Raw genomic sequence first — 15,693 nt, 5'->3', positions numbered from 1 at the left:
TAGCCCAGTGTGCACCACATCACTGACATCCCACCGACGCGCCCGCCGCGGGGGCCACCGCTGTCACCAGCGGGGAACGGACGGCGTGACCCAGCCGGGTTCGGCGACCCGCATCGCCGCCGCGTCGTCCCGGTCGCGCAGCGCGCCGTCGTCGTCGAGCCACCGCCGGTGCAGGAACCGCAGCTTCTCCCGGTCGAGCGAGACGCCGAGGCCGGGCGCGTCGGAGACGGTGATCCTGCCGTCGTCGAAGGTGAGCCGCTCGGTGAGCACGTCCTCGGACTGCCAGGGGTAGTGGGAGTCGCAGGCGTGGTGGAGGTTCGGGACGGTGGAGGCGACGTGGGTCATCGCGGCCAGGCTGATCCCCAGGTGGGTGTTGGAGTGCATGGAGACCCCGACGCCGAAGGTCCGGCAGATCGCGGCCAGTTGCTGGGTGTTGCGCAGGCCGCCCCAGTAGTGGTGGTCGGAGAGGACGACCTGGACGGCGTCCTTCGTGAACGCCTCCTTGATCTCGGCGAAGGTGGTCACGCACATGTTGGTGGCCAGCGGTACGCCGGTCCCGGCGGAGACCTCGGCCATGGCGGGGGTGCCGAGGGCCGGGTCCTCCAGGTATTCGAGGACGTCCCCCAGCTCCTTGGCCACCTTCAGGGAGGTCTCCACGGACCAGGCGCCGTTGGGGTCCAGGCGCAACGGGTGGCCGGGGAAGGCCTCGGCCAGTGCCCGTACGGCCGCGATCTCCTCGTCGGGCGCGAAGACGCCGCCCTTGAGTTTGAACGAGGTGAAGCCGTAGCGCTCCTTGAACTTCCGGGCCTGCTCGACGATCCCGGCCGGGTCGACCGCGGCACCCCAGTCGTCCTTCTCGGCGGCCACGCCCTCGGGGTGGCCGGCCCACTTGTAGAACAGGTAGGCGCTGTACTCGACCGCGTCGCGCACCCTGCCGCCGAGCAGCGCGTGGACGGGCAGGCCGAGCGACTTGCCGAGGGCGTCCAGACAGGCCACCTCGAAGCCGGAGACGACGGACAGGCGCAGCTTGTCGGCGGTCTGGACGCCGCGCAGCCCGCCGACGTCCACCTGGCCGGAGATCCTGGACCGGTCGACGGCGACCTCCTCGGCCACCGGGAAGAGCCCGTTGAGGTCGCTCACCGGCCGGCCGACCAGCTGTTCGGCGAACGGCCGCGCCAGCTCCAGGTACTTGGTGTCGCCGTAGGTCTCCCCGACGCCGGTGATCCCGTCCGCCGTCACGACCTCCACGATCAGCCGGGGCGTGTAGGGCTGGTGGACGCCCTGGGTGTTGAGCAGCGGCGGGTCGGCGACCAGGATCGGGGTCAGCCGTACGTCGGTGATCGTGAGGTTCACAGGGTGGCTCCTACGAGGTCGAGTCCGGTGGTGAGCAGGGCCCTGAGGTCGGCCAGGTCGGCGGGCGAGGGGTCGGTCAGCGGGGCGCGGACGGGGCCGACGGGGCGGCCGCGCAGCCTGGCCGCCGCCTTGACCAGGGACACCGCGTATCCGGGTACCCGGTCGCGGAGTTCCACGAGCGGCACGTAGAACTCGCGCAGCAGCCGCTCGACGGTCTTGTTCTCCCCGGCGCGCAGGGCGGTGAAGAAGGCGCCCGCGATCTCGGGGGCGAAGGCGTGGACGGCGGAGGAGTAGGCGGGGACGCCGACGGTGGCGTAGGCGCGGGCCTGGATCTCGGCGGTGGCGGCGCCGTTGAAGAACAGGAAGCCCTCGGGGGCGGCGAGGGTGAGGCGCTGGAGCCGGTCGAGGTCGCTGTGGCCGTCCTTGAGGCCGATGACGTTCGGGATCCGCGCGACGCGCCTCAGGGAGTCGGGCGTGTAGGCGACCTGGCCGCGCTGGTAGGCGACGAGGGGCAGCGGGGTGCGGGCCGCGAGCTGCTCCAGCTGGGCGACCAGGCCGTCCTGCGGGGCGGCGACCAGGTAGTGCGGCAGGACGAGGAGGGCGTCGGCGCCGGCCTCCTCGGCGATGCGGGCGAACCGGGTGGCCTGCGCCCAGCCGTATCCGGTCCCGGCGACGACGGGCACGCGGCCCGCGGCCTCCCGGACCGTGATCGTGACGATCTGCCGGTACTCGTCCTCGTCCAGCGAGAAGAACTCACCGGTGCCGCAGGCGGGGAAGACGGCGCCGGGGGCGGTGGCGAGCTGGGCCGCGACGTGGGCGCGGAAGCCGTCGGGGTCGAGGGTGCCGTCGTCGTGGAAGCTGGTGAGCGGGAACGACAGCACGCCCGCCGCCATGCCGTCCCGCAACCGCCGCCGGACCGTGTCCGTGTCGAGGCCCACCCTCAGTCATCTCCCTATGTAGACGCCATCTACGTATGCAGATGGAGGCTAGATAGACGAACCACGGCCGTCAATGGGCGAGGGCCTCCCGCTTACGATCGGCACATGCCGGAGACCCGGGCCGAGACAGGCGGCGTGCGCGAGGTGAAGTCGGCGGCGCGGACCGTCGAGCTGCTGGAACTGCTCGCGGCGCGCGCCGACCGTCCCGCGCGACTGCAGGAGCTGGCGGACGAGCTGGGCGTGCCGCGCAGCTCGATGTACGCGCTGCTGCAGACCCTGATCGGCCGGGGCTGGGTGCGCACGGACGTCACCGGCTCGCTCTACGGCATCGGCATCCACGCCCTGCTCACCGGCACCAGCTACCTCGACTCCGACCCGCGCGTCCAGGCGGTGCGCCCGTATCTCGACGAGGCCTCGCAGGCGCTCGGCGAGACGATCCACCTCGGGCGGCTGGACGGGGCGGACGTGGCGTACCTGGCCACCCGGGAGTCGCACGAATACCTGCGGACCATCAGCCGGGTGGGGCGGCGGCTGCCGGCGCACGTGGGCGCCCTGGGCAAGGCGCTGCTGGCGGAGCGGGACGACGGGGAACTGCCCGAGGGGCCGTACCGGGCGGCGACGCCGAACTCGCACACCAGCCGGGAGTCACTGGCCGCCGACCTCGCCGGGGTACGCGCGCGCGGCTACTCCATCGACCGGGAGGAGGGCGTCCTCGGCATCGTCGGTTTCGGCTTCGCGCTGCGCTACGACCACCCCGCCCTGGACGCGATCAGCTGCTCGGTGCCGGTGGCCCGGCTGACGCCCCATCACGAGCGGCGCATCGTCGCCGTCATGCGGGAGATCAGGGCGAGGATCGAGGCCACGGCACCGGGCGCGGCGGGCGCTCCCCACTGGCGATAGCGCGCGCTGCTACCCGGCCTCCGGGCATCCAAACCGAACATGACCCGGATCACACCCCCCGCGCTTCTTCCGCAACCGCATGCTTGATACAACTTGCTCGCGCGTTCCTGTCCGTCGACGGCCTGCGCCCAACCCCCTTTCCGAAGTGCTTCTTTCGCATGCCCTGGGAACGCCCGTGTTCGCCCCTCGCTCCATCCCCTGGCCCCTCGTCGCCCTTTTCACGGCCGGTTATCTCGCCCCCTACCTGTTGCCCACCACCGTCGGCCGCCTGGACTCGGGACTGCCGCTGACCGCCACGCAGGCGGGCGCCATCGGCAGTGCCCTGCTGCTGAGTTCGGCGTCGGCCGGGTTCGTGCTGGTCTCACGGGTGGAGCGGATCGGCGCGCGGACGCTGTCGAGGGCCGGGCTGGCGCTCGCCGTGCTCGGCTACGGCATCGCCGCCCTGAGCGGCGACGTTCCGACGGTGGTCGTCGGCGCGCTGCTCGGCGGCTTCGGCTCCGGTACGGCGACCACGGTGGCCGCCGCGGGCATCTCGGCCATGGGGGTGCCCCCGCGCGAGGGTGTTCGAGCGTGGGGGACCGACCCGCACCGCACGACCACCCTCGGTCTGCTCGGCGTCTCCGCCCTCGCGGGCGCCCTCTATCTGACGATCCCGCACCTCGGCCCCGGGCACGGCCAGCCGCTCGCGGCGCTCGCCCTGACCGCGCTCGCGGTGTGGCCGCTCACCGGCCGGCTCCCGGTCCGTACGGCGGCCCCGCACCGCCCCCTGGACGGCCGCCGCCTCCCCCACTTCCGCTCCGGGCTGCTGCTGGCCGTCGCGATGCCCTGCTGGTCGCTCGTGCAGAACTCCCTGTGGGGCGTCAGCGGCCGTATCGGACTGACCCAGGCGCGGCTGACCGAGTCCACCGTCGGCGCGGTCTTCGCGGTGGCCCTCGGCGCCGGGCTGCTGGGTGTGACGGTCGCGGGCGCGGTCGGCCCCCGGTTCGGGCGGGCGCTGCCGGTGGGCGCCGGTACCGCCCTGATCGCCGGCTGCGTGCTGGTCAGCGCCTCGGCGACCGACCTGACGACCTTCGCGACCGGCGAGATCGCCTGGAACCTGCTCTACCCGGTCGTCCTGTCGTACGTCATCGGACTGGCCGCCTCCCTGGACCCGCGAGGGCGCTGGGCGGTCCTGGTCGGCTCCGCGTCCTCGCTGGGGACGGCGGCCGGACCGCTGACCGGGAGCGTGCTCGCGGCGCGGGCCGGGTTTCCGGCGATGGGCGCGGAGTTGGCGGTGGGACTGCTGGTGATCGCCGTGCCGATGACGGTGGTCGCGCTGGGCGTGGGCAGGAGGTCTCTTCCGGTGGTGGAGATCCCGGTGGAGACCACCGCCGCCCAGCGCCCCTACGACACGACGGCCGCCTAGAACTCGTAGGCCTCCACCTCGGCCAGGTACCTGGTCCGCCGCTCCTCGTCGTCCTCCAGGAAGGAGGCGAGGAACGAGTTGCGGGCCAGCTCGCGCAGGCGGTCCTCGGTGAGGCCCAGCGACTGCCGTACGGCGGTGAAGTTGTCGCCGACGTAGCCGCCGAAGTAGGCGGGGTCGTCGGAGTTGACCGTGCACAGCAGGCCCGCGTCGAGCATCGCGGGCAGCGGGTGGTCGGCGAGGGTGTCGACGGTGCGCAGCCGGACGTTGGACAGCGGGCACAGGGTCAGCGGGATCCGCTCGCGGACCAGCCGCTCGACCAGCGCCGGGTCCTCCACGCAGCGCAGCCCGTGGTCGACGCGCTCCACGCCGAGCACGTCGAGAGCCTCGGTGATGTACTCCGGCGGGCCCTCCTCGCCGGCGTGCGCCACCCGGCGCAGCCCGAGCGCGGCGGCGGCCTCGTACACCTCGCGGAACTTCACCGGCGGGTGTCCGACCTCGGCCGAGTCGAGCCCGACACCGGTGATCCGGTCGAGGTAGGGCTTCGCGGCCTCCAGCGTCCGCAGGGCCGACTCGGCGGATTCGTCGCGCAGGAAGCAGAGGATGAGCCGGGTGGAGATGCCGTGGGTCTCCTCGCCGCGGCCCAGCGCCCGCCACAGACCCTCCACCACCGTGCCCATGGCCACGCCCCGGGAGAGGTGCGCCTGGGGGTCGAAGAAGATCTCCGCGTGCCGCACGCCCTGCGCGGCGGCACGGGCGAGGTAGGCGTCGGCCAGGTCCTCGAAGTCCCGCTCGGTGCGCAGGACGGCCATCAGTTCGTAGTACAGGTTCAGGAAGGACTGCAGATCCTCGAACCGGTAGGCCTCACGCAGTTCGTCGGTGTCCGCGTACGGCAGCTCGACGCCGTTGCGCTCGGCCAGCCGGAACGCCAGCTCGGGCTCCAGGGTGCCTTCGATGTGGAGGTGCAGTTCTGCTTTCGGGAGGGGCATCAAAGCATCGTACGGCCGCTTCACCTACGTTTCGGCACCGCAACCCGGAGGAGGTCGTACGCCACGGTCAGCTCGCCCTCGTATCCGGCCGCGCGGGCCTGCCGCTCGAACTCCTCCGGCTCGGCGTAGCGCTGGCTGAAGTGGGTGAGGACCAGGTGCCGTACGCCGGCGTCCCGGGCGACGCGCGCGGCCTGACCCGCCGTCAGGTGTCCGTGGTCGGCCGCGAGCCGGGAGTCCTCGTCGAGGAAGGTGGACTCGATGACCAACAGGTCGCAGTCCTCGGCGAGGGCGTGCACCCCGTCGCACAGCCGGGTGTCCATGACGAACGCGAACCGCTGCCCGCGCCGCACCTCGCTGACCTCGTCCAGCGTCACACCCCCGAGCACGCCCTCGCGCCCCAGCCGGCCCACGTCCGGCCCCTTGATCCCGTGCGCGGCGAGGCGCTCGGGCAGCATGCGTCGGCCGTCGGGCTCGGTGAGGCGGTAGCCGTAGGACTCGACGGGGTGGGAGAGCCTGCGGGCCTCCAGCGTGTACGACGGGGTCGTCGCGAGGAGGCCGTCGGCGGCGACCGGGGCCTCGGTGAGGGGGACCGTCTCCCGGTAGGCGGTGGCGTACCGCAGCCGGTCGAAGAAGCGCTGCCCGGACCGGGGGTAGTGCGCGGTCACCTCGTGCGGCACCTCGTCGAGGTTGATCCGCTGGATGACCCCGGCGAGCCCCAGCGAGTGGTCGCCGTGGAAGTGGGTGACACAGATCCGGTTCAGGTCGTGGGCGGCGACCCCGGCGCGCAGCATCTGGCGCTGGGTGCCCTCGCCGGGGTCGAACAGGATGCCCTCGCCGTCCCAGCGCAGCAGGTAGCCGTTGTGGTTGCGGTGCCGGGTGGGGACCTGGCTGGCGGTGCCGAGGACCACCAACTCACGTACGGACATGCCGGCTTATCCGGGGGGCCATTCCAGGCCACGGCCGCCGAGGACGTGCGCGTGGGCGTGCCAGACGGTCTGGCCGGCGCCGCCGCCGGTGTTGAAGACGGTGCGGTAGCTCTCCAGCTTCTCCTCGTCGGCCACGGCCCGGGTCTCCCGCAGGACGTCGGCGGCGAGTTCCGGCGCACCCGCGGCGAGGACGGCGGCGTTCTCGTAGTGTGCCTTGGGGATCACCAGGACGTGGGTCGGCGCCTGGGGGTTTATGTCACGGAAGGCGACGGTGGTCTCCGTCTCACGGACGATCGTCGCCGGGATGTGGCCTGCGACGATCTTGCAGAACAGGCAGTCGTCCTGCGGTTCCCCTGCCATAACGCTGCGCTCGCTTTCGCCGGTTGCTGTGGTACGGGGCATGGTAGTCGGTCGGTGCGGGTCGTCCCGGGCTGTTCGGTTCAGGCCGGCAGGTCCGGCGGTGTCTTCGCGGGGGTCGACTCCAGTGCCTCCAGGGCCAGCCTGATCGCCTCGTCCAGCTGGGCGTCCCTGCCCTCCGCCCAGTCCTGCGGGCGCTGGAGTACCTCCACGTCCGGGTCCACCCCGTGGTTCTCCACGTCCCAGCCGAAGCCGTCCAGCCAGGTGGCGTACTTGGGCTGGGTGACCAGGGTGCCGTCGACCAGGTGGTAGCGGCTGTCGATACCGATGACACCGCCCCAGGTGCGGGTGCCGACGACCGGGCCGATACCGAGGGCCTTGATCGCCGCGTTGACGATGTCACCGTCGGAGCCGGAGAACTCGTTGGCGACGGCGACGACCGGTCCCCTGGGCGCGTCCAGCGGATAGCTGGTGGGCCGCATGCCGCGGGGCACGTCCCAGCCGATGATGCGCCGGGCCAGCTTCTCCACGACGAGCTGGGAGGTGTGACCGCCCCGGTTCCCCCGGACGTCGACGACCAGGCCCTCGCGGGCCACCTCGACGCGCAGGTCCCGGTGGATCTGCGCCCAGCCGGGCGCCTGCATGTCCGGGACGTGGAGGTAGCCGAGCCGGCCGCCGGACTTCTCGTGGACGTGGGCGCGCCGGCCGGCCACCCACGCGTGGTAGCGCAGCGGCTCCTCGTCGGCGACCGGGACGACGACCGTGTGCCGGGGCTCGCCCCCGCCCGACGGCGACACGGTCAGCTCGACCGGCTGTCCGGCCGTACCGACGAGCAGCGGTCCGGGGCCGGTGACCGGGTCGACCGGGTGGCCGGCGACGGCGACGATCGCGTCCCCGGCGCGCACGGCGACACCGGGCGCGGCGAGCGGGGAGCGGGCGTCGGGGTCGGAGGTCTCCGAGGGCAGGATCCGGTCGATGCGCCAACTGCCGTCCGGGTGGCGGGAGATGTCGGCACCGAGCAGGCCCTGCCGGGCGCCGCCGCCGTGGCCGCCAGGGGCGATGACGTAGGCGTGCGAGGTGCCGAGTTCGCCGTGCACCTCCCACAGCAGGTCGACGAGGTCGTCGCGGGTGGCGATCCGGTCCAGCAGCGGGCGGTAGCGGTCGAGGACGCCGTCCCAGTCGACGCCGCCGAGGTCGGCCCGCCAGAAGTGGTCGCGCATGATGCGACCGGTCTCCTCGTACATCTGCCGCCACTCGGCGGCCGGGTCGACCGTCTGCCGTACCCGGGCGAGGTCGACCGTGACGGTGTGGTCGCCGTCGTCGTCGGAGCCGGCCCGGCGGTCGCCGGGTACGACCCTGAGCCGGCCGTCGGTCCACAGCAGGACGCGTTTGCCGTCGCCGCTGACCTCGAAGTGGTCGGCGTCGGCGGCGAGGTGCTCGATGCGCCGCTGGGCGAGGTCGTAGCGCTCCAGCTCGGTGTGCGGATCGGGGTCCTCGGGGGTGGCCCGGGAGGCGCCGAGCACCCCGCGCACCGGGTGGCGCAGCCACAGCACGCCGTCCTTGGCTGCGCGCAGGTTGGTGTAGCGGGCGGCCTCTACCGGGAACGGCACGATGCGGTCGGCGAGGCCCTCCAGGTCGATGCGGGTCGCGGGGGTGCCCTCGCTGTCGGGGGTCTCGTCCTTGTCGGGGGCCTCGAAGGGGCGGCCGTGCCGCTGCGGGCCGAACGGCGAGGGTGTGGTCGCGGCCAGGGTGATCAGGTGGGGGCGGGCGCCGACCACGAAGGCCAGGTCGAAGACGTACTCGTCGTAGACCGGGTCGAAGGAGCGGTGCGAGAGGAAGGCGAGGTGCTTGCCGTCGAGGGTGAAGGCGGGCGCGTAGTCCTGGAAGCGCAGCGGGGTCGCCTCGGTGACCGACAGGTCGGTGGTGTGGGCGAGCCGCAGCTGGGACAGCGGGCGCGGGCCGGGGTGGGCCCAGGCCAGCCAGGCGGAGTCGGGTGAGAAGGCGAGCCCGGAGACCTCGCCGTCGTCGCTGCGATCGACCTCGCGGACCTCGCCGGTCTCCCGGTCGACGAGCAGCAGCCGTCCGTCGTGCGCGGCGACGGCGGCCCGGCTGCCGTCGGGGGCCATGGCCAGCTCCAGGACCCGGCCGAGCTGTCCGGCGGCCAGGCGGCGCGGGGTGGCGCCGGGGGCGAGGCCGGTGGCGGGCGCGAACTCCAGGGCGTCGTCGCCCTCGGCGTCCGTCACCCACACCACCCACTCCTCGCCGTCGGCGCGGAAGGCGCGCGGCTTGCGGGCGCGTACGCCGGGGGTGGCGGCGAGGGCGCGGGCGGGGCCGGAGCGGTGAGTGACCCAGTGGACGGCGCCGCGTACGGAGACCGCGCTGCCGCGCGCGGTGTGGTCGGGGGCGGCGGCCCCGAACCAGCGGGCGGCGTTCACCGGGCGGGGCCTGAGGTCCAGGCGCGAGCCGCCGAGCCGGACGTCCAGCCGCCGGGGCTCGGCCTCGGCCAGGTCGTCCAGCAGCCACAGTTCACCGGCCGAGCTGTACACCACCCGGCTGCCGTCGGTGGCCGCGTGCCGGGCGTAGAAGCTGTCGAGCGGGGTGTGGCGGCGCAGGTCGGAGCCGTCGGGGAGGGAGGAGTAGAGCGCGCCGGTGCCTTCGTGGTCGGAGAGGAAGCAGATCCGCTCACCGGCCCAGCCCGGGTACTCGATGTTGCCGTCCAGGTCCTCGTGGAGCCGTACGAACTCCCCGTCGCCGGCGCGGTCGATCCACAGCTTGCCCGCCGTGCCGCCCCGGTACCGCTTCCACCAGGCGGCCTCGCGGCCCATGGGCGCCGACAGCAGCACGGTGGACGGCCCGAGGGCCACATGGCCGACCGGGCCGTACGGCAGGGTGGTGGCCGGTCCGCCGTCGAGCGGGACGGCGCGGGCCCAGCTGCGGCGGACGCCGGGCTGACCGTGGGTGCTGAGCGCGAGGACGTGTCCGTCGGGGGTCCAGCCGCGCACCTCGGTCCGGGTGCCCCAGTGGGTCAGGCGCGTTGCGGGGCCGCCGTCCACCGGGGCGATGTGCACCTCGGGGGCGCCGTCGCGGGTGGAGGTCCAGGCGACCGTGGTGCCGTCGGGCGAGATACGCGGCAGGGTCACCGGCACGTTGTCGGCGCTGACCCGCCAGGCCCGGCCCCCGTCCAGGGGCGCGAGCCAGACGTCGTCCTCGGCGGTGAAGGCGACGAGGTCGCCGTGCAGATGGGGGAAGCGGAGGTAGGCCGAAGTCACCTGGTCAGCCTACGCAGCGAGCCGCTGTCGCGGTCCCGGATTCCGGTCACTGCTCCGACCGACCGCTCGGACCGGCCGCTTCGACCGACCCCTTCGACCGGCCGCCTGGGCGGGGCGGGCGGGCGGCTCCGCCGGGAGAAGCCCCTGGACACTCCGTGCCACAAGCGACCACGTTCTCCGGCTCCGCCGGACCTGAGTCTGCGACGCTCCGCGTCGCAACCATCAGATTCGCTTCACCACCGGCCTGAAGGCCGATGCACTGCGAATGAATTCCGGTAGCAGGCGGCGAAGCCGGTGACGAGGAGCCGGACCCGGGCGAGTTCCACGGTGTTCCCCCTCGGGTCAGGACCAGCGGCCGGTGCGGCCCAGGAGCAGGGCCGTCGCCGCTGTCCCGGCGGTCGATGTACGCATCACCGTAGGCCCCATGACGTACGCCTTCGCGCCCGCCTCCTCGAAGAGCGCCAACTCGTCCTTGGCGACGCCGCCTTCCGGGCCCACGACCAGCACGATCTCTCCCTCGGCGGGGAGGGGGGCGGTGGCCAGGGGCGCGCCGGCGTGCTCGAAGTCGGAGTGCAGGACGGCGGCGAAGTCGGCTTCGGCGAGAAGTGCGGCGACCTGCCGGGTGGTCGCCGCGTCCGCCACCTCGGGGAAGCGGACCCGGCGGGACTGCTTGCCGGCCTCACGGGCGGTGGCCCGCCACTTGCCGAGCGCCTTCAGGCCGCGCTCGCCCCGCCACTGGGTGATGCAGCGGGCGGCCTGCCAGGGCACGACGGCGTCCACGCCGACCTCGGTCATGGTCTCCACGGCGAGTTCGCCCCGGTCGCCCTTGGGCAGCGCCTGGACGACGGTGATGCGCGGCGTGGGCGGCGGCTCCTCGGACACCGGGGACAGGTGGACGACCAGCCGGTCCTTGCCCTCGGTGGTGATCACCTCGCCCGTCGCGTAGCGTCCGGCGCCGTCGGTGAGGACGACCTCCTCACCGGGCCCGAGCCGCTTCACGGAGACGGCGTGGCGGCCCTCGGGGCCGTCCAGGACGTACCGGTGGCCGTCGGTGTCGAAGTGGTCGACGACGAAGACCGGGGCGGTCATCGCGCGTCGCCTCCCTTGGACAACGCTGTCCGCGTGTCGGCGAGTTCGGCCGCGAGGACCTCCACCAGCCGGCCGGCGGGCAGGTCGCGGGCCATCCGGTGGCCCTGGCCGGCCCACAGCGCCATGCCCTGCGCGTCGCCGGCCTTGGCGGCGGCCTTGCGCAGCGGCGAGGTCAGGTGGTGGATCTCCGGGTAGGCGGCGGGAGCGTACGGACCGTGCTCGCGCAGGAACCGGTTGACCAGGCCACGGGCCGGGCGGCCGGAGAAGGCGCGGGTCAGTTCCGTGCGGGCGAACAGCGGGTTGGTCAGGGCCTGCTTGTGCAGGGCGTTCGCGCCGGACTCCGGGGTGGCGAGGAAGGCGGTGCCGAGCTGGGCGGCACTGGCGCCCGCGGCGAGGGCGGCCGCGATCTGGCTGCCGCGCATGATGCCCCCGGCGGCCACGACCGGCAGGCTCACGGTCTCGCGGACCTGGGCGATCAGGGAGAGGAGTCCGATGCCGGAGCCGTCGTTCTCCGGGATGTCCCGGTGGGCGCCCTGGTGGCCGCCGGCCTCCACACCCTGGGCGATCACCGCGTCGGCGCCGGCCCGCTCCACCGCGAGGGCCTCGTCGGCGGTGGTGACGGTGACCAGGGTGAACGTTCCCGCGCGGCGCAGCGAGTCCAGTACCTCCCGGGCGGGGACGCCGAAGTGGAAGGAGACCACCGGCACCGGATTGTCGAGCAGTACGGCGAGCTTGGCGTCGTAGCCGTCGTCGCGGCCGCTGTCGGGGTCGCCCAGCTCGGTCTCGTACCAGGCGGCCTCACCGGCCAGCTGGTGGGCGTAGACCTCCACCGCGCCCGACTCTGCGAGCTCTGGCTGCGGGAGGAACACGTTCACGCCGAAGGGACGGCTCGTGAGCCCCCGCAGTTGCTTGATCTCCTGGTACATGCCGTCGGCCGTCTTGTACCCGGCGGCGAGGAAACCGAGACCGCCCGCCTCGCTGACGGCCGCGGCGAGCTGCGGGACGGAGACACCGCCCGCCATGGGGGCCTGCACGACGGGATGGGTGCAGAGATCGGTCAGTGCGGAGGACATGACGGCATGTTGTCACGTCCTTTGAACAAGTCCGAATCCGGCTGTCCCCTGGCATAGGCCAGCGGCAACACCGGATCCGGACCAGCGATCAGCGCCCGTTGAAGGCGTCCTTCAGGCGCGAGAAGAGCCCTTGCTGCCCCGGCTCACCGCGCCTGCCCGGGGGACAACCCCCGGACCCCCGGCCGGGAGCCCGCGCACCGCGCCCCCGGCCGATCAACGCCCGTTGAAAGCGTCCTTCAACCGCGAGAAGAGCCCCTGCTGCCCCGGCTCACCGCGCCTGCCCGGGGGACAACCCCCGGACCCCCGGCCGGGGACCCGCGCACCGCGCCCCCGGCCGATCAACGCCCGTTGAAAGCGTCCTTCAACCGCGAGAAGAGCCCTTGCTGCCCGGGTTGGAACTGCCCCTGGGGGCGTTCCTCGCCGCGTAGTTTGGCCAGCTCGCGCAGGAGGCGTTCCTGGTCGGGGTCCAGCTTGGTGGGGGTGGTCACCTCGACGTGCACGATGAGGTCGCCCCGGCCGCCGCCGCGCAGGTGCGTGACGCCCCGGCCGTGCAGCGGGATCGACTGGCCGGACTGGGTGCCGGGCCGGATGTCGACCTCCTCCATGCCGTCCAGCGTCTCCAGCGGGACCTTGGTGCCGAGGGACGCGGCGGTCATCGGGATGGTGACCGTGCAGTGCAGGTCGTCGCCCCGGCGCTGGAAGGTGGAGTGCGGCAGCTCGTGGATCTCGACGTACAGATCACCGGCCGGACCGCCGCCCGGGCCCACCTCGCCCTCACCGGCGAGCTGGATGCGGGTGCCGTTGTCGACACCGGCGGGGATCTTGACGGTGAGCGTGCGCCGGGAGCGGACCCGGCCGTCGCCGGCGCACTCCGGGCACGGGGTCGGCACGACCGTGCCGAAGCCCTGGCACTGGGGGCAGGGGCGGGAGGTCATGACCTGGCCCAGGAAGGACCGGGTGACCTGCGACACCTCACCGCGGCCGCGGCACATGTCACACGTCTGGGCGGACGTGCCCGGCGCCGCGCCCTCGCCGTTGCAGGTGTTGCAGACGACCGCCGTGTCGACCTGGATGTCCTTGGTCGTGCCGAAGGCCGCCTCGTCGAGTTCGACCTCGATGCGGATCATCGCGTCCTGGCCGCGCCGGGTCCGCGAGCGCGGGCCGCGCTGCGACGCCGTACCGAAGAACGCGTCCATGATGTCCGAGAAGTTGCCGAAGCCACCGGCCCCGAAGCCGCCCGCGCCCGCGCCGCCCGCCTGCGAGAGCGGGTCGCCGCCGAGGTCGTAGACCTGCTTCTTCTGCGGGTCCGAGAGCACCTCGTAAGCGGCGTTGATCTCCTTGAACCGCTCCTGGGTCTTCGGATCGGGGTTGACGTCCGGGTGCAGCTCGCGCGCGAGCCGACGGAACGCCTTCTTGATCTCATCCTGCGACGCGTCGCGGCGCACGCCGAGAACGGCGTAGTAGTCCGTGGCCACTTACGACTCCGCCAGGATCTGTCCGACGTACCGTGCCACTGCGCGTACCGCTCCCATCGTTCCCGGGTAGTCCATGCGGGTCGGTCCGACCACGCCGAGCTTGGCCACTGCCTCGCCGCCCGAACCGTAACCGACCGACACCACTGACGTGGAGTTGAGCCCCTCGTAGGCGTTCTCGTGACCGATGCGTACGGTCATGCCCGAATCCCCCGCCTCGCCCAGGAGCTTGAGGAGCACGACCTGCTCCTCGAGCGCCTCCAGGACGGGCCGGATGGTGAGGGGAAAGTCATGTCCGAAGCGGGTCAGATTGGCGGTGCCGCCGATCATCAGCCGCTCCTCGTTCTCCTCGACGAGCGTCTCCAGGAGGGTGGAGAGCACCGTCGTGACCGTACCGCGGTCCTCGGCCTCGAAGGCGTCCGGCAGGTCCTCCACCAGCCGGGGCACGTCCGTGAAGCGGCGGCCCGCGACCCGGCTGTTCAGCCGTGCGCGCAGATCCGCCAGGGACGTTTCCCCGAAGGGCGCCGGACAGTCGACCATCCGCTGCTCGACCCGGCCGGTGTCGGTGATCAGCACCAGCATCAGGCGCGCCGGAGCGAGTGAGAGCAGCTCCACGTGGCGCACGGTCGAGCGGGTCAGCGACGGGTACTGCACGACGGCGACCTGCCGGGTCAGCTGCGCGAGCAGCCGCACCGTGCGCGCCACGACGTCGTCGAGGTCGACGGCGCCGTCCAGGAAGTTCTGGATCGCCCGCCGCTCGGGCCCGGTCATGGGCTTGACGCCCGCCAGCTTGTCGACGAACAGCCGGTAGCCCTTGTCGGTGGGGATGCGTCCGGCGCTGGTGTGCGGCTGCGCGATGAAGCCCTCGTCCTCCAGGGCCGCCATGTCGTTGCGCACCGTCGCCGGGGAGACGCCGAGGTTGTGCCGCTCGGTGAGCGCCTTGGAGCCCACCGGCTCCTCCGTGCCGACGTAGTCCTGGACGATGGCGCGCAGCACCTGGAGTCTGCGTTCACTCAGCATGCGCGCTCACCTCCAGCCTGTCGTCCGCACGGCACCTCGGGTCCTTTCGCCTGGCACTCTGCACTCGCGAGTGCCAGCCTTCCCCGGCCCAGTGTACGGCCGGGGGGTACGCACCGGGCAAGGCCGGTCCGTGCCACCGTGGCCGGTACCACTCTCCCTCGATAGCGTCGCGGTATGACGGTGACTTGGGAAGAGCTGGGGTGGGAGCGGCTGGCCGCCGGCGTCGGCCGGTGCCGGCTGCCGGTCTGGGACTGCACGGTGGGACTTGTCCTGGGAGAGGGTACGGCGCTGGTGGTGGACGCCGGGTCGAGTCTGGCCGAGGGCGCGCGGTTGCGCGCGCAGGCGCAGGAGCTGGCCGACCGCCGTGTGACCCATCTCGCGCTCACCCACCCGCACTTCGATCACGTCCTCGGCGCTCCGGCCTTCGCCGGGGCCGAGGTGTACGCGGCCGTGGGCATGGACGCCCTGTTCGCCCACGAGCGCGAGGAACTGCGCCTGGACGCGATTCGGAGCGGCCTGGCCGCCGAGGACGCCGACGAGGCGGTGGACGCGCTGGCCCCGCCCCGCCACCCGGTCTCCGGCGAGTGGACCCTGGACCTCGGGGGCGGCCGGCAGGCGCTGCTGGCCAACGTGGGTCCCGGCCACACCGCGCACGACCTGGTGGTGCTGGTCCCCGGTGACCCCGAGGTGGTCTTCTGCGGCGACCTGGTCGAGGAGTCGGGCGAGCCCCAGGCCGGCCCGGACGCCGTACCGGCCCGCTGGCCGGCCGCCCTCGACCGGCTCCTGGAACTCGGCGGCGAGGACGCGCTGTACGTGCCCGGTCACGGAGCGGTGGTGGACGCGGCCTTCGTGCGGGCGCAGCGGGATGCGCTGGCCGCGCGTTTCGGCGTGTCGCTCTGATGGCG

General features: G+C 73.2%; 13 protein-coding genes. 3 read left to right on the top strand and 10 right to left on the bottom strand.

The genetic code is table 11. The features are described 5' to 3' along the window. Positions 1–63: 63 nt before the first annotated feature. Together ACFYMM_RS13835 and ACFYMM_RS13830 are read right to left on the bottom strand one after the other, a co-directional pair. Entirely contained in the window at positions 64–1,353 is a 1,290-nt protein-coding gene (locus ACFYMM_RS13835; protein WP_388386082.1) for a glucarate dehydratase family protein, read from the bottom strand. Beyond that, on the bottom strand, positions 1,350–2,291 hold the full coding sequence (locus ACFYMM_RS13830; RefSeq protein ID WP_388386081.1) for a 5-dehydro-4-deoxyglucarate dehydratase: 942 nt from the start codon (positions 2,289–2,291) through the stop codon (positions 1,350–1,352). Before ACFYMM_RS13830 ends, ACFYMM_RS13835 begins: the two co-directional genes overlap by 4 nt. Before the next feature lie 105 nt (positions 2,292–2,396). Between ACFYMM_RS13830 and ACFYMM_RS13825 the strand changes: the two genes are divergently transcribed. Next, the gene (locus tag ACFYMM_RS13825; RefSeq protein ID WP_388386080.1) at positions 2,397–3,191 is read left to right on the top strand and encodes an IclR family transcriptional regulator; all 795 of its coding nucleotides are present in this window, start codon (positions 2,397–2,399) and stop codon (positions 3,189–3,191) included. 175 nt (positions 3,192–3,366) lie between these two features. Then, positions 3,367–4,596 carry an MFS transporter gene (locus tag ACFYMM_RS13820; protein ID WP_388386079.1) on the top strand — a complete coding sequence of 410 codons (1,230 nt, stop codon included), beginning with the start codon at positions 3,367–3,369 and terminating at the stop codon, positions 4,594–4,596. Here the strand turns inward: ACFYMM_RS13820 and ACFYMM_RS13815 are convergent. From ACFYMM_RS13815 to hrcA, 8 genes are all read right to left on the bottom strand, one after another. Continuing rightward, positions 4,593–5,582 (bottom strand): adenosine deaminase, encoded by a 990-nt coding sequence (locus ACFYMM_RS13815; RefSeq protein WP_388386078.1) that lies wholly within the window; start codon positions 5,580–5,582, stop codon positions 4,593–4,595. The genes ACFYMM_RS13820 and ACFYMM_RS13815 overlap by 4 nt on opposite strands. A 20-nt stretch (positions 5,583–5,602) precedes the next feature. After that, a complete protein-coding gene (locus tag ACFYMM_RS13810) occupies positions 5,603–6,508 on the bottom strand; it encodes a ribonuclease Z (RefSeq protein ID WP_388386077.1) in 906 nt (301 codons plus the stop codon). 6 nt (positions 6,509–6,514) lie between these two features. Next, positions 6,515–6,868 carry a histidine triad nucleotide-binding protein gene (locus tag ACFYMM_RS13805; protein WP_388386076.1) on the bottom strand — a complete coding sequence of 118 codons (354 nt, stop codon included), beginning with the start codon at positions 6,866–6,868 and terminating at the stop codon, positions 6,515–6,517. An 80-nt stretch (positions 6,869–6,948) separates the two neighbouring features. Continuing rightward, a complete protein-coding gene (locus ACFYMM_RS13800; RefSeq protein WP_388386075.1) occupies positions 6,949–10,134 on the bottom strand; it encodes a S41 family peptidase in 3,186 nt (1,061 codons plus the stop codon). 342 nt (positions 10,135–10,476) lie between these two features. Then, entirely contained in the window at positions 10,477–11,223 is a 747-nt protein-coding gene (locus ACFYMM_RS13795; protein WP_388386074.1) for a 16S rRNA (uracil(1498)-N(3))-methyltransferase, read from the bottom strand. Next, positions 11,220–12,296, bottom strand: a complete 1,077-nt coding sequence (locus ACFYMM_RS13790; RefSeq protein ID WP_388386073.1) for a nitronate monooxygenase — start codon at positions 12,294–12,296, stop codon at positions 11,220–11,222. Before ACFYMM_RS13790 ends, ACFYMM_RS13795 begins: the two co-directional genes overlap by 4 nt. A 338-nt stretch (positions 12,297–12,634) precedes the next feature. Further along, on the bottom strand, positions 12,635–13,771 hold the full coding sequence (gene dnaJ / locus ACFYMM_RS13785; protein WP_388386072.1) for a molecular chaperone DnaJ: 1,137 nt from the start codon (positions 13,769–13,771) through the stop codon (positions 12,635–12,637). Beyond that, positions 13,772–14,788, bottom strand: coding sequence for a heat-inducible transcriptional repressor HrcA (gene hrcA / locus ACFYMM_RS13780; RefSeq protein ID WP_388386071.1), 1,017 nt, complete (start codon positions 14,786–14,788; stop codon positions 13,772–13,774). A 174-nt stretch (positions 14,789–14,962) separates the two neighbouring features. On the opposite strand from hrcA, the gene ACFYMM_RS13775 reads away from it, so the two are divergent. After that, positions 14,963–15,688: an MBL fold metallo-hydrolase gene (locus ACFYMM_RS13775; protein ID WP_388386070.1), complete on the top strand. Its 726-nt coding sequence runs from the start codon at positions 14,963–14,965 to the stop codon at positions 15,686–15,688. The last annotated feature ends 5 nt before the right edge of the window (positions 15,689–15,693 follow it).

The organism is Streptomyces sp. NPDC006739 (assembly GCF_042869815.1).
In the GTDB taxonomy this organism is placed as follows: domain Bacteria; phylum Actinomycetota; class Actinomycetes; order Streptomycetales; family Streptomycetaceae; genus Streptomyces.
This window is presented reverse-complemented; position numbering and strand designations above follow the sequence as displayed.

Excerpts from the sequence above, each read along its gene's own strand:
- ACFYMM_RS13805 (WP_388386076.1), bottom strand. The coding sequence starts at position 6,868 with ATGGCAGGGGAACCGCAGGACGACTGCCTGTTCTGCAAGATCGTCGCA.
- ACFYMM_RS13810 (WP_388386077.1), bottom strand. The coding sequence starts at position 6,508 with ATGTCCGTACGTGAGTTGGTGGTCCTCGGCACCGCCAGCCAGGTCCCC.
- ACFYMM_RS13825 (WP_388386080.1), top strand. The coding sequence starts at position 2,397 with ATGCCGGAGACCCGGGCCGAGACAGGCGGCGTGCGCGAGGTGAAGTCG.
- ACFYMM_RS13775 (WP_388386070.1), top strand. The coding sequence starts at position 14,963 with ATGACGGTGACTTGGGAAGAGCTGGGGTGGGAGCGGCTGGCCGCCGGC.
- hrcA (WP_388386071.1), bottom strand. The coding sequence starts at position 14,788 with ATGCTGAGTGAACGCAGACTCCAGGTGCTGCGCGCCATCGTCCAGGAC.
- ACFYMM_RS13790 (WP_388386073.1), bottom strand. The coding sequence starts at position 12,296 with ATGTCCTCCGCACTGACCGATCTCTGCACCCATCCCGTCGTGCAGGCC.
- ACFYMM_RS13795 (WP_388386074.1), bottom strand. The coding sequence starts at position 11,223 with ATGACCGCCCCGGTCTTCGTCGTCGACCACTTCGACACCGACGGCCAC.
- ACFYMM_RS13815 (WP_388386078.1), bottom strand. The coding sequence starts at position 5,582 with ATGCCCCTCCCGAAAGCAGAACTGCACCTCCACATCGAAGGCACCCTG.